At 39.4% G+C, this 20,088-nt stretch carries 17 protein-coding genes; 7 read left to right on the plus strand and 10 right to left on the minus strand.

Annotation, left to right across the window (positions count from 1 at the left end; all coding sequences use genetic code 11):
- Positions 1-152: 152 nt before the first annotated feature.
- The 4 genes from ABZ559_RS09000 to ABZ559_RS09015 form a co-directional block, all read right to left on the minus strand.
- Positions 153-560 (minus strand): acyl-CoA thioesterase, encoded by a 408-nt coding sequence (locus ABZ559_RS09000; RefSeq protein ID WP_367006066.1) that lies wholly within the window; start codon positions 558-560, stop codon positions 153-155.
- Between the two features lie 9 nt (positions 561-569).
- Entirely contained in the window at positions 570-2,906 is a 2,337-nt protein-coding gene (locus tag ABZ559_RS09005) for an endonuclease MutS2 (RefSeq protein WP_367006067.1), read from the minus strand.
- 459 nt (positions 2,907-3,365) lie between these two features.
- Entirely contained in the window at positions 3,366-3,902 is a 537-nt protein-coding gene (locus tag ABZ559_RS09010; protein ID WP_367006069.1) for a CvpA family protein, read from the minus strand.
- Between the two features lie 2 nt (positions 3,903-3,904).
- Positions 3,905-4,213 carry a hypothetical protein gene (locus tag ABZ559_RS09015; protein WP_018375981.1) on the minus strand — a complete coding sequence of 103 codons (309 nt, stop codon included), beginning with the start codon at positions 4,211-4,213 and terminating at the stop codon, positions 3,905-3,907.
- Positions 4,214-4,333: 120 nt separating this feature from the next.
- Between ABZ559_RS09015 and rnhC the strand changes: the two genes are divergently transcribed.
- From rnhC to ABZ559_RS09035, 4 genes are all read left to right on the plus strand, one after another.
- Positions 4,334-5,239, plus strand: a complete 906-nt coding sequence (rnhC, locus tag ABZ559_RS09020) for a ribonuclease HIII (RefSeq protein WP_277290950.1) — start codon at positions 4,334-4,336, stop codon at positions 5,237-5,239.
- Between the two features lie 10 nt (positions 5,240-5,249).
- Entirely contained in the window at positions 5,250-5,843 is a 594-nt protein-coding gene (lepB, locus tag ABZ559_RS09025) for a signal peptidase I (RefSeq protein WP_367006071.1), read from the plus strand.
- Between the two features lie 54 nt (positions 5,844-5,897).
- Positions 5,898-8,345: an ATP-dependent RecD-like DNA helicase gene (locus ABZ559_RS09030; protein ID WP_367006072.1), complete on the plus strand. Its 2,448-nt coding sequence runs from the start codon at positions 5,898-5,900 to the stop codon at positions 8,343-8,345.
- Between the two features lie 108 nt (positions 8,346-8,453).
- Positions 8,454-8,927, plus strand: coding sequence for a hypothetical protein (locus tag ABZ559_RS09035; protein WP_273414173.1), 474 nt, complete (start codon positions 8,454-8,456; stop codon positions 8,925-8,927).
- Between the two features lie 61 nt (positions 8,928-8,988).
- Here ABZ559_RS09035 and dinB read toward each other — a convergent pair whose 3' ends face one another.
- Positions 8,989-10,083, minus strand: a complete 1,095-nt coding sequence (dinB, locus tag ABZ559_RS09040) for a DNA polymerase IV (protein ID WP_367006074.1) — start codon at positions 10,081-10,083, stop codon at positions 8,989-8,991.
- Between the two features lie 262 nt (positions 10,084-10,345).
- Here dinB and pflB point away from each other — a divergent pair, with 262 nt between their 5' ends.
- Positions 10,346-12,673, plus strand: a complete 2,328-nt coding sequence (gene pflB / locus ABZ559_RS09045) for a formate C-acetyltransferase (RefSeq protein ID WP_321057381.1) — start codon at positions 10,346-10,348, stop codon at positions 12,671-12,673.
- A 69-nt stretch (positions 12,674-12,742) separates the two neighbouring features.
- The gene (locus tag ABZ559_RS09050) at positions 12,743-13,183 is read left to right on the plus strand and encodes a GNAT family N-acetyltransferase (protein ID WP_367006076.1); all 441 of its coding nucleotides are present in this window, start codon (positions 12,743-12,745) and stop codon (positions 13,181-13,183) included.
- Between the two features lie 494 nt (positions 13,184-13,677).
- On the opposite strand, the gene ABZ559_RS09055 is transcribed toward ABZ559_RS09050, so the two are convergent.
- The 5 genes from ABZ559_RS09055 to gla all read right to left on the minus strand — a co-directional run bounded on the left by ABZ559_RS09055 (position 13,678) and on the right by gla (position 17,598).
- Positions 13,678-14,292 carry a DUF1269 domain-containing protein gene (locus ABZ559_RS09055; RefSeq protein ID WP_321057373.1) on the minus strand — a complete coding sequence of 205 codons (615 nt, stop codon included), beginning with the start codon at positions 14,290-14,292 and terminating at the stop codon, positions 13,678-13,680.
- A gap of 107 nt (positions 14,293-14,399) precedes the next feature.
- A complete protein-coding gene (locus ABZ559_RS09060) occupies positions 14,400-14,933 on the minus strand; it encodes a DUF1697 domain-containing protein (RefSeq protein ID WP_273404833.1) in 534 nt (177 codons plus the stop codon).
- Entirely contained in the window at positions 14,934-15,863 is a 930-nt protein-coding gene (locus ABZ559_RS09065) for a serine hydrolase domain-containing protein (protein WP_367006078.1), read from the minus strand. It abuts the gene before it with no gap.
- Positions 15,860-16,612, minus strand: coding sequence for a CppA N-terminal domain-containing protein (locus ABZ559_RS09070; RefSeq protein WP_321057364.1), 753 nt, complete (start codon positions 16,610-16,612; stop codon positions 15,860-15,862). Before ABZ559_RS09070 ends, ABZ559_RS09065 begins: the two co-directional genes overlap by 4 nt.
- Before the next feature lie 122 nt (positions 16,613-16,734).
- Positions 16,735-17,598, minus strand: coding sequence for an aquaglyceroporin Gla (gla, locus tag ABZ559_RS09075; RefSeq protein WP_321057363.1), 864 nt, complete (start codon positions 17,596-17,598; stop codon positions 16,735-16,737).
- A gap of 120 nt (positions 17,599-17,718) precedes the next feature.
- Between gla and ABZ559_RS09080 the strand changes: the two genes are divergently transcribed.
- Complete coding sequence (locus tag ABZ559_RS09080; protein WP_367006080.1) at positions 17,719-19,998, plus strand: Xaa-Pro dipeptidyl-peptidase; 2,280 nt, start codon at positions 17,719-17,721, stop codon at positions 19,996-19,998.
- Positions 19,999-20,088: the final 90 nt, after the last annotated feature.

The raw sequence follows: 20,088 nt of genomic DNA on the forward strand, positions 1-20,088 counted from the left end.
GGAAAAACTTCTATCAAAAACCCCTTTTATATTATCGTTTTACGATAATAATTCTTTATAATTATTGTAAAACAATAATTATAAAATGTCAAGAAATAAAGGAATTAAAAAACTGATTCTCAACAGAAATCAGTTTTTTTTGAAATTTAATTTTATTTCTCCAACTCCTTCAAAGCCTGATAAAAGTCTGGAAAATCCCGTTTTAGGAGGACAAAGTTGCCATCTCGGTTGAGAAAACTGTGTTCTGAGTGGCCTTGGCAGACAAGAATCTGGTCTTGATTTGTCATGGTGTAGTCCAGCGCCAGCCTTGCCCCCTTAACACTAGCCACTTCGATGACAATCGTAATCTCATCTGCAAAAGTCGAGGTTGCCTTATAGCGACAATCCACAGCTGTAACGGGGGAAATGATCCCCTTCGCCTCTATACAGTCATAAGGAAAACCAATATCCCTTAACAAAAAGGAACGTGCTTCTTCCATCCAGCGTACATAATTGGAGTGGTGGGTAATCCCCATGCGATCCGTTTCATAGTATTGAACGCTATGTTTGTATGTTTTCATGAGATTCTCCTAACCAAGGTTAGCAATGGTACAGCCACTACCTCCGGCATTTTGCGGTGCGTAGGCAAAGGATTTGACGTGTTTGTTTCGGCGAAGATAGTTGGTGACACCTTCGCGAATGACACCTGTTCCAATACCGTGAATGATGTCCACTTGTGCCATATTATTGAGCAGGGCTTGGTCAATAAATTCGTCTAGCTCTTGCATAGCTTCTTCGTAACGTTTACCACGGAGGTCCAAACGAGCTCGTGGTCCACCACCTGACTTGGTCTTCTTAATGACATTAACTTGCTTCTTCTTAGGTTTTTGAGTTTCTTCTTGTACCTTGACCAGACTAAATTCGTCCTCTTTCAGGGTCATCTTAATCAAACCAATCTGCGCTTCCCACTTACCATCCTTGAGTTGGCTGATGAGGGTCCCATGTTGACCATAAGCAGCGACAATAATGTCATCCCCAACACGCGGCGCACGAAGCTTCTTAGCTTTTTTGAGTACCTTATTCTTAGACAGGTCAACCTGCGGAGCTAGTTTTTTGAGTTTACTTTTGGCTTCAATGATTTCATGTGGCTTGAGTTCAGCTTTATCATGCAGATGTTTTAGAATGTCATCACTCTCAGCAAGAGCCAAGTCAACAATTTCTTGGGCCTGAGCAATAGCTTTTTCCATTTCCTTGTCACGTTCATGCGAGAATTCATTATAAAGTTTTTTGACTGCACGGTTGAATTTAAGATTTTCCTGCTCTACTTCCTTGATATGCTCAAGTCGTTTACGGGTTTCCAAAGTCTGCTGCTCTAACTGTTCAATGATACGATTAACATCACTGTCCGCATCAGTCATTTGCTCTGCTTCATTGACAATAACCTCTGCCAATCCCAAACGGCGAGCAATCTCAAAGGCGTTAGACCGACCTGGAACCCCCTGCATAAAATGATAAGTAGGGCTCAAAGTTTCAGTATCAAACTCCATGCTGGCATTTTCCACAAAGGCAGTCTCAATCCCGTAAGCTTTAAGTTCCGGATAGTGAGTCGTCGCCATAGTCTTGATTTGCGTCAGTCGTAAGTGTTCTAGGATAGCCATAGCCAAGCTAGCACCCTCTTGCGGATCCGTACCGGCTCCCAGCTCATCAAAAAGAACAAGACTATCGCTGTCTGCCACCTCTAAAATCTCCACAATGTGAGTCATGTGACTTGAAAAGGTTGATAAACTCTGCTCAATGGATTGCTCATCACCAATATCTGCAAAAATAGCATTAAATACAGCAACCTTGCTACCCTTATCTGCCAAAATAGGCATACCAGACTGGGCCATGAGTTGAGCCAATCCCAGCGTTTTCAACATGATGGTCTTACCACCTGTATTTGGACCTGTAATGACAATGGCTGTCAAATCGTTCATGAAGTGTAGGTCATTAGGAACAGGTTTGGTCAGCAGCGGGTGACGAACATTGAGCAACTGAACCGTTTTGTTTGCTGAAAGACTAGGCACCGTAGCCTGATTATCCTGCATGAAGAGATACTTAGCCCGTACAAAATCAAGGTGTCCCAGCAACCAAGCATTATTGCGAATGACATTGGTATGAGGACGGAGCATATCTGACAATTCACGCAGGACACGCGCCATTTCATGTCGTTCATCTGCACGAAGCTGCGTGATTTCTTCGTTGAGCTGAACAACTGCACGTGGTTCAATATAAACCGTACTACCAGACGCTGAAATGTCATGGACAACCCCTGCTACACGGTTACGGTATGTATTTTTGACAGGTAGGACACTTCTACCATTACGACTGGCAATGAGATTTTCTGACAGGTAGTCTCCCTGTTTTTTGAGGACGTCTTGCAGGACCTGACGAACCTGGCTTTCACTGGCAGTAATTTGACGACGGATTTTCTCCAACTCTGGACTGGCAAAATTCTCAATAAAACCACCATCATTAATGGCTTGCAAACTGCCTTGCAAGGTTGGAAAAATCTCCAGTTTTTCAAATAAATCCTTGAGAGCTGTCAGCTGAACGTTTTCCAAGTCTGCATAAAAGCGCTGCATTTCCGCAGAGACTTGCAGGACTTTCTTAATATCAATCATTTCAGGAATATTGACATCCGTTTCTAATTCTAAGCGGCGCAAGGGCTCCGAAATATCATGCAGATTACCCATGCCAAAGGAATGGTGCTCAATGAAAAGCTGTTCCATATCCACCATTTCTGCAAAAGCTCGACGAATCCGCTCACTGTCAGTCATCGGCAGCAATTTGCTTAGTTCCTCCTGCCCTTGTTCAGTTTGGAGATAGGCTGCAAAAAGCTGTTTGACTTTATCAAATTCTAACTGTTCCAAAATCTTAGTATTCATAGGCTCTATTATACCAAAATTTCAGAAATAATGACGGAAATGTCACACGAGAGCAACCTCTCTTTACTTTGAAGAGCAAAAGTTGACACTGTAAAACCTTTGAGGGGATGTCACTTTTATCCAATTAAATTGGCTAACTCAAATTTTCAAATGCTTAAAAACCTTTTAGCCTGATATAAGGCTCAAAAGATCAACGTTAGACAAAAAATAATTGAAATTTCTTTGTCTGTCAACGTAATAAATGACTATAAAGCAATCTAAAATATCATAAACGCTAAACTCGCCAACTACCGAAAACAAAAAAACAAGCTTGGAACAATTAAGTCCCAAGCTCATTTTCGGAGATTATGAAAAATTTTGAAATCAGTTCGTAGAAAACTAATCTCATAAAAATTTAGGATTGAATGTAGTATAGCACATGCATCAATAAAATGCAAAAATTTTGACTCATACAAGTCATTATGCCACCCAAAGCTGGCTTAAAAGTCCCGAAATAATTGGAAAATGGTTAACCAAAAATTTTATGACACCACTAGAAGCCAAGGTATTTTGTACAAAAGACATTGGAACCGTCGCAAGAACACTAAGGCCTAATTCCAGAAAAAGACATGTCACCAAAATCGCTAAAAGACCACTTACAAGATTGGTCTTTCGACTTTCAAAACGATCAAGCGGCGCAAAATGAACAAAAATTCCTAAAAAACGAACCAATAGGTACGATAAAAAAAATAAGATACAAAAAGACACACCAGCATAATAGACCGAACTGAGCTTAAAAACATTAATCGCTGTATAAAAAGACATGGTCACGCCTTCAGCCGGATTTGAGAAGGGTATCCAAAGAGAAATTTTTTCTGCCACTTTCTGATAATAGTTTGAAGCAATAATAAATGAAAACACTGCCCCAACACTATAAAAAACCTGTAAAATGATACCACGATTATAGCCAATGTAAAAACTCCAAGCTAAAGTCAGCAAGATTAAGAATGATAACATACTTACTCCTCACCAGTGTCTGCCCGACTTGCTTTTTCCTGCAAATCACTAATAGCTGTTTGACGCAATTCTTGGACTTCTTTTTCAATTTTTTCAACTTCAAGTTCACGTGTCAGCTGAGTTGATAGAGAGTTGATAGTCATCAAGATGGCGATCGTTTCATTATCAGCTTGAGGGAGCCTTTCTTTGATTGCCTGATATTTTTCTAGAGCAACACGTTCAACCTCTTCCATAAAGAGATTATCTTTATCTGTTGTCAGCGTCAGCACTTTTTCACCAAATGTAAATTTATAGCGATTCTTATTTTTCATACTAGTTACCTCTTTTAGCATTATACCGTAAAATTTAGCTTTCGTAAAATGATGAAAGAAAAACATCTCTAAAAACAGTTAAGACCTCCGTATTTTTTAGTTTTGTGATAAAATAGTGACATGACTGCAATTGTAATGACACTCGGTCAGGGACGAACGACCGACATTCCTCAAGAACTATCCCGCTTTCAAGTAAATAGTAATAATCCTTATGTCAGTTTTGCCGCCAAAACGCGAGAAGCTTCTGTCCTCATCTATACATCTGGCAAGGTCGTCTTTCAGGGGACTGGTGCCTCAGTTTTAGCTAGTCAATTTGGCTATCAGGATATTTTGGAAAATAGCAAAGCTAAAAGTCCAGCTGGGCAAAATCTTGCCTTAATTGGGTCTGATGAGGTAGGGAACGGTTCTTACTTTGGTGGTCTTGCAGTCGTTGCTAGTTTTGTCACTCCAGATGAACATGCTTGGCTAAAAAAACTCGGTGTGGATGATTCCAAAACTCTCAATGATATCAAGATTCAACAACTAGCACCGGTCTTAGAAGAAAAAATTCCCCATAAAGCTCTGCTATTATCCCCACAAAAATACAATCAAGTGGTCGGCAAGGGAAAGCGTCACAATGCTGTCTCAGTCAAGGTTGCTCTCCACAATCAGGCCATCTATCTGCTCTTACAAGAAGTTGCAAGACCTGACAAAATTGTGATTGATGCCTTTACTAGCCAGAAAAATTATGAAAAATATGTTAAGGCTGAAACCAATCACTTTGACAATCCACTGACATTCGAAGAAAAGGCCGAAGGGAAATATCTAGCAGTTGCCGTTAGTTCTATCATTGCGCGGAATCTCTTCTTGGAAAACCTTGATAAACTGAGCCAAGAAACAGGTTTTATCTTACCAAGTGGCGCCGGAAATAAGTCCGATAAAGTTGCCAGTCAGATTTTAGCAGCCTATGGCATGTCTGGCTTGGAGCATACTGCCAAGCTTCACTTTGCAAATACACAAAAGGCACAGGCCTTACTAAAAAAATAAGGAAAGATTAATGAAACATTTTATCAAAGAATGGGGACTTTTTATCCTCTTCATGCTAGCATTTGGCTTATCACGTTGGTTCATTTGGCAACCAGTCAAAGTTGATGGCCACTCTATGGATCCGACATTAGCAAATAGTGAACGTTTAATCGTGATTCGCACAACCTCTATCGACCGTTTTGACATTGTTGTCGCTAGAGAGACTGAAGATGGTCAGACCAAAGACATTGTTAAACGTGTTATAGGTATGCCTGGTGACACTATCTCTTACAAAAACGACATCCTCTATGTTAATGGCAAAAAAGTCAGTGAACCTTATCTAAAAACCTATCAAAAAGCTTTCAAAGACGATAAATTACAAAGCATCTATTCTTATAACAGCTTTTTCCAACAACGCGCACAGACTTCTACTGCTTTCACGACAGATGCTAGCGGAAATGCTGAATTTACAGTAACTGTCCCAGATGGAGAATATTATTTGCTCGGCGATGACCGTATTGTCTCCAAAGACAGTCGCGAGGTAGGTACTTTCGAAAGAACTGCCATTATTGGTGAAGTCAAATTCCGCTTCTGGCCTCTTTCAAGTTTTGGTAGCGTCGAATAATCTAGAGGGCTGGGCTCAGACTCAGCCTTTTCTTTGTAGAGTAGGAAAATCACTATGGAAGTTTATTTTTCAGGAACTATTGACCGTATTATTTTTGAAAATGCCAGTAACTTTTTTAAAATTTTATTGCTAGAAATTGAAGATACTGACTGTGAAGACTTTGATGATTTTGAAATTATCGTTACAGGAACCATTGCAGATGTCATGGAGGGTGAGAATTACACCTTTTGGGGTGAATTGACCCAACACCCTAAATATGGTGAGCAACTCAAAATCAATCGTTATGAGCGCACCAAGCCCAGCTCATCCGGTTTGGTCAAATATTTTTCTAGCGAGCATTTCAAAGGAATTGGTAAGAAAACTGCTGAAAAGATTGTGGCACTTTACGGTGACAACACCATTGATAACATTTTGGAGGATCCTAGTAAGCTAGATAGCATTTCTGGGCTATCCAAAGTCAATAAAGAACGTTTCATTGCCAAACTTAAACTCAACTATGGTACTGAGCAAATTTTAGCCAAACTCGCTGAATATGGTTTAACCAATCGTATCGCTGTTGAGATTTTCAATGCTTATAAAGATGAGGCACTGACCATCATTCAAGAAAATCCCTATCAATTGGTTGAGGATATTCAGGGTGTAGGTTTCAAAATCGCTGACCAATTAGCAGAACAATTAGGCATTGAAGCCGACTCTCCTCAACGTTTTCGCGCTGCTCTCGTTCACAGTCTCCTAGAAACCTCGCTAGAACAGGGTGATACCTATGTAGAAGCTAGAAAATTACTCGAAAATGCTATTGTCTTGCTTGAAGAAGCACGACAAATTGAACTAGAGCCCGCTACTGTAGCGCAAGAATTAAGTAACCTCATCGCCGAAGATAAGGTACAAAATATTGATACAAAGATTTTTGACAACAGTCTTTTTCACGCAGAAGCAGGTATCAAAAAACACCTGACACGCATCTTGGATACCCCGCTGAATACTGATTTTTCAACTGAACAACTCGCTGAAGAAATCACTGAAATTGAAAATAATCTCGGTATCAGCTATGATGACGTTCAAAAATCCGCCATCCAGCAGGCTCTTCAAAGTAAAGTTTTTATTCTGACTGGCGGACCAGGGACAGGGAAGACTACGGTTATCAATGGTCTTATCGCAGCCTATGCTAGTCTTAATCGACTTGATCTCAACAAGGGAGACCTCCCTATCGTTTTAGCAGCACCGACAGGTCGTGCTGCTCGTCGCATGAGCGAATTAACTCACCTCCCAGCAGCCACTATTCACCGCCATCTAGGTCTCAATGGTGACAATGACTACCAAGCCATGGACGATTATCTAGACTGTGACCTGATTATCGTTGATGAATTTTCTATGGTTGATACTTGGCTAGCCAACCAACTCTTTAGTTCCATTTCATCTAACACTCAAGTCATCATAGTGGGTGATAGCGATCAGCTGCCTTCCGTTGGTCCAGGACAAGTCTTAGCAGATTTACTAAAAATAGCTGAGCTGCCTCAAGTAGCGCTTACCAAAATTTTCCGACAATCGGAAGACTCTACCATTGTCACTTTGGCCGCGCAGATGAGACAGGGACAACTACCTCATGATTTTACCCAGAAAAAAGCTGATCGTTCCTATTTTGAAGCTCAAGCTCAACATATCCCGACTATGGTTCAAAAGATTGTCAGTTCTGCCATCAAAAGCGGTATCTCCCCACAAGAAATCCAAATCTTGGCACCTATGTATCGTGGGCAGGCTGGTATCAACAATCTCAATGTCCTCATGCAAGAACTCCTCAATCCTCTAACTGATGGCATAGAATTTCTCTTTAATGACATTAAATTCCGAAAAGGCGATAAAGTTTTACATCTTGTCAATGATGCCGAAGCTAATGTGTTCAATGGTGATATTGGCTACATTACCGACCTTATTCCAGCCAAATATACTGAGTCCAAACAAGATGAAATCTTCATAAACTTTGATGGAACTGAAGTCATCTACCCGCGTAATGATTGGATCAAAATTACACTTGCCTACGCTATGTCTATCCATAAATCACAGGGAAGTGAGTTTCAAGTTGTCATTTTACCCATTACACGTCAGAGTGGTCGTATGTTACAACGCAACCTCATTTACACTGCTATCACACGCTCAAAGAGTAAGCTAGTTATGCTGGGAGAAATCTCAGCCTTCGACTACGCCATTAAAAATGAAGGTGCCAAGCGAAATACCTATCTTGTAGAACGTTTTAGTCCTGACCTCATACCTCTACTGCCAGCTTCCGATTCTTTGAGACTACAAAGACAAACTTCAGACAAGACTGACCCACCCAAAGCAAACAAAGATGTCAGTTGCCAGTCAGACAACCAGTTAAGCCTAAACTTAGATGATGTTAATCTAGAAAATGAAACAATTGAACACCGCCTTACTGAGGAAAATCTTCACATCATTGATCCTATGATTGGTTTAACGCAGACTGATATCAAGCATTTTTTTAAATGATTTTTCTGTCTACTTATTGAAAAAATCATTTAAACATATTTACATTTTCAGTTTTTGTGCTAAAATAATTGTATATTAAATCTAATACAATTATTTTGGAGGTCTTCTATGATTTCTTATGAAAAAGTTAAGCAATCTTTTCGTAGCTTTACCATTTTGAGTATTGTTATCAATGCTATTGTTACGGTTATTTATCTATTGGGTATTGCTGGTATTTTATTACTTATGGCAAATCTAAACAATCCTAAGTTCACAGCCGCCTATACAGATAATCAATTGGCTACTCTAAAACTTTCAATCACACCCTTTGCTATTTTCATGTCTGTTTTATCACTTGCTATTGCTATCTCAATTATTGTTTTCAGTGCCCTAAACTTGTCCAAATTAAAGAAAAATGCAGAGCTTAGCTATATTCCACATTTCTTAGGTATCGGCGTATCGGTTCTTAACATTTTATTTAGTTTTACAGATCAAATTAGCATTTTAACCTTGGTTATCCAAGCTGCTCTTATCGCTATGTATTACTATACCTATTCCCGCGCAAAATTGCTTAATCAGCAACTTGAAGAGGAAGAAGATTAATATCTAAAAACACGAACTGATCTCAATCGGCATTCCACTGATAGAGATTAGCACGTGTTTTTTATACTTCTAGTAAAATATCTTGCTTCCCATTTTCCAGTCCAGTGACCGTCACACCAAGCAAGCGGACACCGGCTGAACTCTCTTCAAGACTATCATAAATCGTCTTAGCAGTTTGATTGATTTTATCAAAATTATCTGTCACATCATCTAAAGTCACACGCTTGGTCAAGGTTGAAAAATTAGCATAGCGTACCTTTAAGACCACTATCCTACCAACCTTTTTATTTCGGCTCAAGGTGTCAGCGACACGTTGAGCATTTTTGGAAATTTCTGCCTTAATGTCATTATCGTCATAGAGTAATTTCGCATAAGTCCTCTCACTGCCGATAGACTTACGCACTCGATTGGGTTTGACTGGTGAATTAGAAATTCCGCGAGCCTTACGATAAAGATCATAACCAAAACGCCCAAAGCGGTCAATCAAGGTCCACTCAGGAACCGCCAATAAGTCTTTTCCAGTAAAAATCCCCATGTCATGCAACTTTTCAACAGAGCGTTTCCCTACGCCATGAAATTTTTCGATGGGGAGTTTTTCTAAAAAAGCTTGCGCTTCTTCTGGCAAAACTAAGGTTAGACCACGCGGCTTTTCAAAATCTGAAGCCAACTTTGCCAAAAATTTATTATAAGAAATACCCGCAGAACACGTTAAATGAACTTCCTCCCAAATATCATACTGAATCATCTTAGCAATCTTAACAGCTGATTTAATGCCTAGCTTATTCTCTGTCACATCCAGATAAGCTTCATCGATAGACATGGGCTCGACCAAGTCAGTATATCGCTTAAAAATCTCACGAATCTGATAACCAATCTCACGATACTTGCGATGATTGCCAGAAATAAAAATAGCTTGAGGACAACGTTCATAGGCTTCCTTGGAGGACATGGCTGAATGCACTCCAAACTTTCTAGCTTCATAATTACAAGTTGACACCACTCCACGTCCACCCGTTTGACGTGGGTCGCTACCAATAATAACAGGTTTCCCCTTGAGTTCTGGATTGTCTCGTTCTTCAACAGACGCAAAAAAGGCATCCATATCGATATGAATGATTTTCCGAGATGTGTCATTTATCAAAGGAAAAATTAACATGATGCCTCCTAAGTGAGTGTCGCCTCATTTGCATTTCATAAAGTAATGCCTGACAGACCCTATTTATATATATTATACCTTTTTTCATCATTTTCATCCAAATTTTCAAATTTATAGGACAGATAAGATATCTTTAAGAAACTGTATTATAAAAGAAATACTATTTTAGAAGTTTTTTCACTTTAGAAAACGCTTCCTGTATGATAAACTATACTTGTAAATGTAACAGATGTGTTGTTACTAGATTTAAGGAGACAAATAAATGGCAACTGTAAAAACTAACACAGATGTTTTCGAAAAAGCCTGGGAAGGCTTCAAAGGAACTGACTGGAAAGAAAAAGCAAGCGTAGCACGTTTTGTACAAGCTAACTACACACCTTATGATGGTGATGAAAGTTTCTTGGCTGGCGTTACTGAACGTTCACTTAAAATTAAAAAAATTGTAGAAGAAACTAAAGCTGGCTATGAAGCTACTCGCTTCCCTTACGATAGCCGTCCTACTTCAATTGCTGGTATCCCTGCTGGCTACATCTCAAAAGAAGATGAATTGATTTACGGTATCCAAAATGATGAATTGTTCAAATTGAACTTCATGCCAAAAGGTGGTATCCGTATGGCTGAAACTGCTATGAAAGAAAACGGTTATGAACCTGACCCAGCAGTTCATGAAATCTTCACAAAATATGTAACAACTGTTAACGATGGTATTTTCCGTGCTTATACGTCTAACATTCGCCGTGCCCGTCACGCACACACTGTAACTGGTCTTCCAGATGCTTACTCACGTGGACGTATCATTGGTGTTTACGCACGTCTTGCTCTTTATGGTGCTGACTATTTGATGCAGGAAAAAGTTAACGACTGGAATGCTATCACTGAAATTGACGAAGAATCAATTCGTCTTCGTGAAGAAGTTAACCTCCAATACCAAGCACTTGGTGAAGTTGTTAAATTGGGTGACCTTTATGGTGTTGATGTACGCCGCCCTGCTATGAACGTTAAAGAAGCTATCCAATGGGTTAACATTGCTTTCATGGCAGTCTGCCGCGTCATCAATGGTGCAGCTACCTCTCTTGGACGTGTGCCAATCGTTCTTGACATCTTTGCAGAACGTGACCTTGCTCGTGGTACATTTACAGAATCAGAAATCCAAGAATTTGTAGACGACTTCGTTATGAAGCTTCGTACAGTGAAGTTTGCTCGTACTAAAGCTTATGACGAACTTTACTCAGGTGACCCAACCTTCATTACAACTTCTATGGCTGGTATGGGTGCTGATGGACGTCACCGTGTTACTAAGATGGACTACCGTTTCTTGAACACACTTGATAATATCGGTAATGCTCCAGAACCAAACTTGACTGTACTTTGGACTGATAAACTGCCTTATTCATTCCGTCGCTACTGTATGAAGATGTCACATAAACATTCTTCTATCCAGTATGAAGGTGTGACAACAATGGCCAAAGATGGTTACGGTGAAATGTCATGTATCTCATGTTGTGTATCACCACTTGACCCAGAAAATGAAGAACAACGTCACAACATCCAATACTTTGGTGCTCGTGTAAACGTCCTTAAAGCTCTTCTTACTGGTCTCAATGGTGGTTACGACGATGTTCACAAAGACTACAAAGTATTTGATATCGAACCTGTCCGTGATGACGTTCTTGACTTTGATACTGTTAAAGCTAACTTCGAAAAATCTCTTGATTGGTTGACTTCAACTTACGTAGATGCTCTTAATATCATTCACTACATGACTGATAAATACAACTACGAAGCTGTTCAAATGGCCTTCTTGCCAACGAAACAACGTGCTAACATGGGATTCGGTATCTGTGGCTTTGCCAACACTGTTGATACTTTGTCAGCTATTAAATACGCTACTGTTAAACCAATTCGTGATGAAGATGGCTACATCTATGATTATGAAACAACTGGTGAATACCCTCGTTGGGGTGAAGATGATCCTCGTTCAAACGAATTGGCTGAATGGTTGATTGAAGCTTATACTACTCGTCTTCGCAGCCACAAACTTTACAAGAACGCTGAAGCAACTGTATCACTTCTTACCATCACATCAAACGTTGCTTACTCTAAACAAACTGGTAACTCTCCAGTTCACAAAGGGGTTTACCTCAACGAAGATGGCACAACAAACCTTTCTAAACTTGAATTCTTCTCACCAGGTGCTAACCCATCTAACAAAGCGCGTGGTGGTTGGTTGCAAAACCTTAACTCACTTGCAAGCCTAGATTTCTCATATGCTGCAGATGGTATCTCACTCACAACTCAAGTTTCTCCACGTGCTCTCGGTAAAACATTTGACGAACAAGTTGACAACTTGGTAACAATCCTTGATGGTTACTTCGAAAACGGTGGTCAACACGTTAACTTGAACGTTATGGACCTTAAAGACGTTTATGACAAGATTATGTCTGGCGAAGATGTTATCGTTCGTATCTCTGGTTACTGTGTCAACACTAAGTACCTCACAAAAGAACAAAAGACTGAATTGACACAACGTGTCTTCCACGAAGTTCTTTCAATGGACGATGCTGCTGAAGCTATCTCAGGCCAAGCCTAAGCCTTAGCTCATACTAGAAAAGAGATTTGCTACTTGGCAAATCTCTTTCTTTTAACTATAATAAAAGACATGATAATCAAACAAACACGCAATACGCTGTCAGATACCTATCTTGACGCACTAAAAATTCGACAAATCGTTTTTGTCAAAGGACAAGGCGTTCCACAATCACTTGAAATTGATGAACATGAAGCACATTGTTTGCATTTTGTTCTTTACGATGACAATGGCAAAGCTGCGGCTACCTGCCGTATTTTACCTAGTAAAGATCTAACTTCTGCAATCCTGCAAAGAATGGCTGTACTATCAGACTATCGTGGACAAAGTCTTGGTAAACAGTTGCTTCAACAAGTAATCTCGTTTTGTCAAGAGCAAAACTTTCAAAAAATAACACTACATGCTCAGCTAACAGCAGAGGGTTTCTATCGCAAGATAGGCTTTCTACCTTGTGGTGACATTTTTGAAGAAGCTGGTATTAAGCATGTTACCATGGAAAAAGGATTAGTCTAATTTTACATCTTAAGACCTAAAGAGAGTATTTTACATTATTTATCGTATTTTAACTGACAGTTCTAATTGTGCTCTAAATTAAATTCAGATTTTGCTTACTTGATTTGATGAATGTCAATTTCCATAAAAACTTTATAACCTACTCTGCTATCCGAAAACTAAAAAGTAGCAAATTCCCATCTGCACATTATTGACAAAAATCTCATTCGATTTCTTTCGAACCTGTAACAACCTTTTTCAGACCGTTGAAGTTAATCTATTTTTGATTTTTATTAATACTCAATGAAAATCAAAAGTAGCCTAGGAAACGAAGCCGACGATAGAACTTGAGTTCATTAAGGCAAGTTGACAACGGATAATTTTGATTTTCGAAGAGTATAAGTATTCGTAAAAATGCTATACTACAGAAACTAAGTAAAACTCCCCAATCTTACTTTAACTAAAAACCAGCTCCTTATAAATAGAGCTGGTTTTATATTACTATCCGTGATGCCTTATTTCTTCCCTCTTAACCTCTTAAATGTTGCTTTAATAGTATCAGCGATGTCACTGCTTTGTTCTTTAAGATGTTCCATACGACGCTTGTTCATATCTTCTTGCACCTTACCGTAAAGATCATCTTGAACTTGACCAGCTAGTTCAACTTCTCGTCCAATTGCCAGAGCATCCCAACGCATAATGTTCACTTTAAATGGAGCAAAGACATGGTTAAGTATAGATTCATCCTCCTCATGAACCAGTGCAATGACAGCTACATCTCCATCAAGCAACTTAGTAGTGACTTCTTCAATCAAACTATTGTCAGTTGAATCTGTCATACTCCCACTTGCTGCACCAGCTAAGGCTCCCAAACCATAGCCAAAAATAACTCCTAGAGGGCCACTTAGAATACCAATAAGTCCACCAACGATACCACCAATGGTAGCATAATCACGAGTAGCATCATCAAAATCAACAGAATCCTTAATTGAAACCTTTCCCGCTTCGTTCTTAACGAGTGCAATCTGTGCAATCTGAGTCCTGTCATCCTGCTTAAAAGACTTTAATTCAGAAAAAGCCTGATAAGCTTCACTTTGAACATCGAAAACCGCAACTAAAACATTTGCCATAAGACCTTCCTCCATTTCCATGAAAAACAGTAACCGTTTTCTTTACTTTCATTATACCACCTTATCATAAAAAAAGCTGAGAAAAAATAAATTTCTCGGCTTTTATTTTATAAAAAATCAGCTAACTTTTCGTAGGTCCTACCATTACGAATGGTCACTTCCTTGTAAAGTGGTGTCTTGATTAGCTCCTTATGATAGGCTGTTTTCAAATATTGGCTTTCGCTGTATTTTCCCCAGAAAATGGCAAAGCTGCCAAAGTGAACCACTTCATCAACTAGGTTCATCTGACAAATCAAATCTTGAGCAAGCTTATGCTGGTCGGTTGAGGTGTAAAAAAGGACATCTTTTCGCGCCAAGTCACTGTGCCACCAAGCAGGAAGTTGGTCATAATCATCTTGATACTCTTTCTGACTAAGCAAACAAAAATGCTGAATGAATGGATAATACTCTGCAAAGAAAGCTTGCAATTTATTGCTAATCAACTCTACGGGCCGCTGGCTGTCAAAAAAGAGATTACCACTATTGATGTAGCTGGTCACCTTATCGAACCCCAGTTCAAACAATTCCTGTTTTAAATCAGCCATGACAACCTTGTTCTTGCCACCAACATTTATCCCTCGTAAAAGCAAAATGTAACGCATCTAGCCCTTCAACTCTTCCTTGATAGCATCACGAATAAGACGACGCCTTTCAATCCATAGTGGCCGATCATCATATTCAAAAGTACGATTAGTCAAAAAAATGGCCGCCAATTGCTCTTTTCTATTGACCATGACAAAAGGACCAGTGTAACCTGTGTGGTCGATCCAATCATCATCTAAATTCCAAGCAATCGAACGCGGTTTAACTTGACTGCCATAATTTTGCCAGAGTTTTTCTGCAAAATCATCACTCAGATAATGCTGACAAAATTTCTCCAAATCGTTTAGGGTTGAAAATAGCCCAGCTGATCCCGCATGAATATCTAATACTCTCGCTTTGGGATCGTGAACATAGCCATCCGATATTCCCTTAACTGTCGGAACTGCTCCTTCAACTGGGCCAAAGCTTGTTTGCTGCATAACAAAAGGCTTGAAAATCTGTTCTTCAAACAGACTAGGCAGGGGTTGCCCAGATAGTCTTTCCAGCATAAAACCAAGCAACAGAAAATTGATATCGGTATATTTAAAATCCTTATCCTCAGTCACTCGAATGTGATTGATAGCCTGTCTAAGTTCTTCTGCATTCATCTCATCACGATTTGGAATATAGGGGTCAATACCGCTAGTATGGGTCAAGAGCTGACGCAATGTCACAGAAGCATCATGAAAATCAGGATAATAAGCTGTCAGAGACTTATCCAGATCTAAAGCTCCGCTATTGACCATAAAAATCACCACAGTACCCACACCCACAACCTTTGAAACAGAGGCTAAGTCGTAAATCAATCCCTTCCCAACTGGCTGAATACCATCAATCGTTCCCAAGTAGTATTCTGACCACTGGGCATTACGGTAAATTGCTAAACTGGCACCGTGATAAAGATTTTCACCAATCTGCTTCCTGATAAGTTCAAGTGTTTTTTGACTCATTTGACAAACCAAATTTCAATCTGGCTAGGGTCTGAAATCACCAGAATATTTTCTTTCTTATCAAGATATATAGCCAAATTTTTGCTGATAAAATAATCTCTAAGTGCTGTCAAGTCATAATCTTTTGGCACTTGACATTCCATAATTTCTAAATCCCAAGTAACATTTGGTTCCACGGCTAAATCCGCCCCTTTAGCCTCAACAAATTCAAGTTTCAAAGGAAATTGACCATCAAAAACAGTTTGATAAAAATTCTTTGATGCCACTAAATCTGAAACATTTAAAACAATGCGCTCAAAATGATAAGCTGATAAGCCCTTGATTTCTGGTTGAACTGGTAGATTAGGGCGAGCAATGCCTTGTAAATCATTGATATCATCCTCAGCATGTAGGAGGAAAAGGTCTCCTTCTGGTGACAAAGTTTCGTAGGCATAACCTTTCTTTCCTTTAAAAACTTGTTGCGCTGTGGCACCATTTGCTAAAAGTGCCGCAATCTCATCAGGATTTTCAGCCTTAACTGAAATACGATTAACCTTCTTTATCCCCTCTACAGCCCTTGTACGCATGGACGGAGATTCTTCAATGATAAAACTAGAGGTTTTATGACCATAATCAGAAAAAATGGCAATCGCATTTTCCTCGCTAACTAACTTAAAGCCAAGACATGTTTCGTAAAATTCAATGTTTCTGTCGCGGTTATTTACTCGTAAAACAGGATGAGCAAATCTAATGTGTTCAAATAATGACATAGTGTCCTCCCTTACAATCTCTTCTATTTTAGAAAAAAACTCACCATTTGACAAGAAATTATGTGCTAACTCTCTGAAAATTTATAAACAAAAAAGAAGGCTTTCGCCTTCAAAGTTAATTCTTAAAGATACAAGTATTTGAACAAAGCCACTGCGGCAAGGGCAGCAAGAATAGGTGCTACAACGGGTACCCAAGCATACCACCATTTTGAATCGCCTTTAGCTTGACCAAGGATTGATTTTGGAAGCAAAGCATGGACGATACGAGGTCCAAGGTCACGCGCTGGGTTAAGTCCAGGACCAGTTGGTCCACCAAGAGAAGCAACAAGTGTCATCACCAAGAAACCAATTCCAATGTGTGCCACTGACAAGCTTCCTCCTGCCATTAGGGAAGCAGATGGATTTTGAGAAAGGAAATCAGACTCAGTTATCGCACCAGCGTATTGTTTCACGGTAGCAAGGATTGCTTCATGACCAAAGTAGTTTTTTGTCAAAGCAAGAGCTCCGAAGAAAAGAACGAATGAACCTGCAAATTCATTTAAGAAACCATTGATGTAAGAAGCTTTATGACTTGCTTTTGTACCATCATCAACAGCTGAAATAGTTGAAAATGAGCCAAGTACATGATTTGGATTTTCTGTTTGGAGATAGTAAGGTTTATAAACCATTACAACAACCAATTGACCAAAAATAGCACCAAGCATTTGTGCAACGATATAAGGTGCAACGTGTTGCCATGGGAAAAGTCCTGATACAGCAAGACCTAGTGTGAAGGCAGGGTTGATATGGTTTCCTGATACGTTACCAAACATAAGCGCAGGCATCATCACACCAAAACCATAACCAAGAGCAATGATAACCCAACCAGAGTTATTTCCCTTAGTACCCTTTAAGTCAACGTTTGCAACGGCACCATTCCCCAAAATAAGCAAGAAGGCTGTTGCGATAAATTCAGTGATGTATTTCACTGTCCATGTAACATCCATGTGTCTTTATTTCCTCCAAAATGATAATAATTTAGACATCTACCATTTTATCAAGTATAATAGACATTGTAAAGATGATAATAATAATTAAAACGTTTACTTTTTAGAAGGGAAAATTTCATGAAATACAATCAATTCTCTTACATTCCTGTCTCCGTAGAGATAGCAGAGCAAGAATTACAGGCCCTGGGCTTTGATGTTGCTAAGGAAAAAACTCCAAAAGAAAATCTGGAAATCTTTGTTCGAAAAATTCATTTTAATTATGCTGATACCGATTATCCTTTGTCAAACCTCATTTCTGATTTTGAAACTAACTTATTAGATTTTTTCCAGTCTAGTCGTAATTTGACTATTGAAGTTTTTAATACTATCGCTCTGCAAATACTAGGTTTTATCCCAAATGTTGATTTTTCAGACATTGCTAAGTTTGTTGAACAGATTAATTTTCCTGTACTTTTTAATGAAACTGAGTTTATCAGAACCCTACATCATTTGTTAGCCACTCGTATGAAAAAAGGTATGACTCTCATTGATGACTTGGTCAGCCGTGGCATGATTCCAATTGACAATGACTATCACTTTTTCAATGGTAAGTCTCTAGCAAGCTTTGATACCAATGACCTCATTCGTGAAGTTGTCTATGTGCAAGCTCCAGTGGACACTGATAACGATGGAGAGTTGGATCTTATCAAAGTCAATATTATCCGCCCTAAGGCAGCGCAAGCTATTCCTACCTTAATGACTGCAAGTCCCTACCATGAAGGTGTGAATGGTCCTGCTAATGATAAAAAACTCCATAAGATGGAAGATCAATTGGCTGTTAAGAAATCTGGTCAAATCTCAATTGAGAGTCAAGACTTTACTCCACTTGAAGTTCCAAGCTGTCATCTTCCTATTACCGAGGCAGAACAAACCTTTAATTATATTGACAGCTATAGTCTCAATGATTACTTTTTAGCTCGTGGTTTTGCCAATATCTACGTTTCTGGTATCGGAACAGCTGATTCAACAGGATTTATGACCAGCGGAGACTATGCACAAGTGGAAAGTTTCAAAGCTGTGATTGATTGGCTCAATGGCAGAGCAGTGGCCTTTTCTAGCCACCGTCGTGATAAACAGGTGTTAGCAACCTGGTCTAATGGTCTCGTCTGTACAACCGGAAAATCTTATCTTGGAACACTCTCAACAGCTCTAGCAACCACAGGTGTTGAAGGCTTGAAAGTTATTATTGCTGAATCTGCTATTTCATCTTGGTATGACTATTACCGTGAAAATGGATTGGTTTGCAGTCCTGGCGGATATCCAGGTGAAGATCTGGATGTACTCACAGAATTGACCTATTCTAAGAACCTATGGGCTGGGGACTATTTACGTAACAACTCCCACTACCAACTTCTTTTAAATGCTCAGTCTGAAGCCCTTGATCGTGAGTCTGGTGATTATAATCAATTTTGGCACGATCGCAATTATTTGCCTTACGCAGACAAGGTAACTGCTACTTGTGTCTATACCCACGGTCTACAAGACTGGAATGTCAAGCCACGTCAGGTTTATAATATCCTCAAAGCGCTGCCATCTTCTGTAGAAGCACATGCATTTCTACATCACGGTGAGCATGTCTATATGCATAACTGGCAATCATTAGATTTCCGCGAAAGTATGAACACTCTCTTGTCTGAGAAGCTACTGGCTCAAAATTATCACCTAGACTTACCAAATGTGCTCTGGCAAGACAATAGTCAAGAACAAACCTGGAGGGCCTTAGAACAATTCGGGACAACCACTTCCGTTAACCTATCTTTGGGGCTAGGCAATCGTATCATTGACAACTATTATGACAAAGAGGACTTCAATCGTTATGGCAATAATTTTAGAACTTTTAAGACTGACCTCTTTGCAGGTAAGGCTAACGCTATCTGTCTAGACATCACTCTTGAACAAGATATTCATCTCAATGGGGAAATGATTCTTCACTTAACTCTCAAATCCAGTGAAAATAAGGGCATACTATCTGCTCAAGTCCTTGATTTTGGCAAAAAGAAACGCTTTACAGATATTCCTGGCTTTGTTGACTACAACGCTATTGATAATGGTCGTAATTTCGCTCGTGAAGCTTTACGTGAATTACCATTCAGAGAAACACCATATCGGGTTGTCTCAAAAGGTGTTCTCAACTTACAAAACCGCACTAGCTTGTTGACTATAGAAGAGGTGCCTACTAATCAGTGGATGACCATTGATTTCAAACTACAACCTAGTCTTTATAAGTTCAGCAAGGGAGATAAGGTTCGCGTGCTTCTGTACACAACAGATTTTGAACACACCATCCGTGACAATTCTAGCTATGATTTGACCATTGATTTAGACAAATCTAGTTTAGAAATTCCTATAGAGAAATAGCGTGGGCATTTGACGCAGAAGCATTCTCTAAGTTCTCAGAGAAAAAACACCTCCTCTTGTTCATAGAATCTAGAGGAGGTGTTTGTGTTT

This window comes from Streptococcus sp. ZY19097, assembly GCF_040731245.1.
Lineage (GTDB): Bacteria > Bacillota > Bacilli > Lactobacillales > Streptococcaceae > Streptococcus > Streptococcus orisratti.

Excerpts from the sequence above, each read along its gene's own strand:
- ABZ559_RS09000 (WP_367006066.1), bottom strand. The coding sequence starts at position 560 with ATGAAAACATACAAACATAGCGTTCAATACTATGAAACGGATCGCATG.
- ABZ559_RS09005 (WP_367006067.1), bottom strand. The coding sequence starts at position 2,906 with ATGAATACTAAGATTTTGGAACAGTTAGAATTTGATAAAGTCAAACAG.
- dinB (WP_367006074.1), bottom strand. The coding sequence starts at position 10,083 with ATGTTAATTTTTCCTTTGATAAATGACACATCTCGGAAAATCATTCAT.
- ABZ559_RS09070 (WP_321057364.1), bottom strand. The coding sequence starts at position 16,612 with ATGTCATTATTTGAACACATTAGATTTGCTCATCCTGTTTTACGAGTA.
- pflB (WP_321057381.1), top strand. The coding sequence starts at position 10,346 with ATGGCAACTGTAAAAACTAACACAGATGTTTTCGAAAAAGCCTGGGAA.
- ABZ559_RS09035 (WP_273414173.1), top strand. The coding sequence starts at position 8,454 with ATGATTTCTTATGAAAAAGTTAAGCAATCTTTTCGTAGCTTTACCATT.
- ABZ559_RS09055 (WP_321057373.1), bottom strand. The coding sequence starts at position 14,292 with ATGGCAAATGTTTTAGTTGCGGTTTTCGATGTTCAAAGTGAAGCTTAT.
- ABZ559_RS09015 (WP_018375981.1), bottom strand. The coding sequence starts at position 4,213 with ATGAAAAATAAGAATCGCTATAAATTTACATTTGGTGAAAAAGTGCTG.
- ABZ559_RS09065 (WP_367006078.1), bottom strand. The coding sequence starts at position 15,863 with ATGAGTCAAAAAACACTTGAACTTATCAGGAAGCAGATTGGTGAAAAT.
- ABZ559_RS09060 (WP_273404833.1), bottom strand. The coding sequence starts at position 14,933 with ATGCGTTACATTTTGCTTTTACGAGGGATAAATGTTGGTGGCAAGAAC.
- ABZ559_RS09050 (WP_367006076.1), top strand. The coding sequence starts at position 12,743 with ATGATAATCAAACAAACACGCAATACGCTGTCAGATACCTATCTTGAC.
- gla (WP_321057363.1), bottom strand. The coding sequence starts at position 17,598 with ATGGATGTTACATGGACAGTGAAATACATCACTGAATTTATCGCAACA.
- lepB (WP_367006071.1), top strand. The coding sequence starts at position 5,250 with ATGAAACATTTTATCAAAGAATGGGGACTTTTTATCCTCTTCATGCTA.
- rnhC (WP_277290950.1), top strand. The coding sequence starts at position 4,334 with ATGACTGCAATTGTAATGACACTCGGTCAGGGACGAACGACCGACATT.
- ABZ559_RS09030 (WP_367006072.1), top strand. The coding sequence starts at position 5,898 with ATGGAAGTTTATTTTTCAGGAACTATTGACCGTATTATTTTTGAAAAT.
- ABZ559_RS09010 (WP_367006069.1), bottom strand. The coding sequence starts at position 3,902 with ATGTTATCATTCTTAATCTTGCTGACTTTAGCTTGGAGTTTTTACATT.
- ABZ559_RS09080 (WP_367006080.1), top strand. The coding sequence starts at position 17,719 with ATGAAATACAATCAATTCTCTTACATTCCTGTCTCCGTAGAGATAGCA.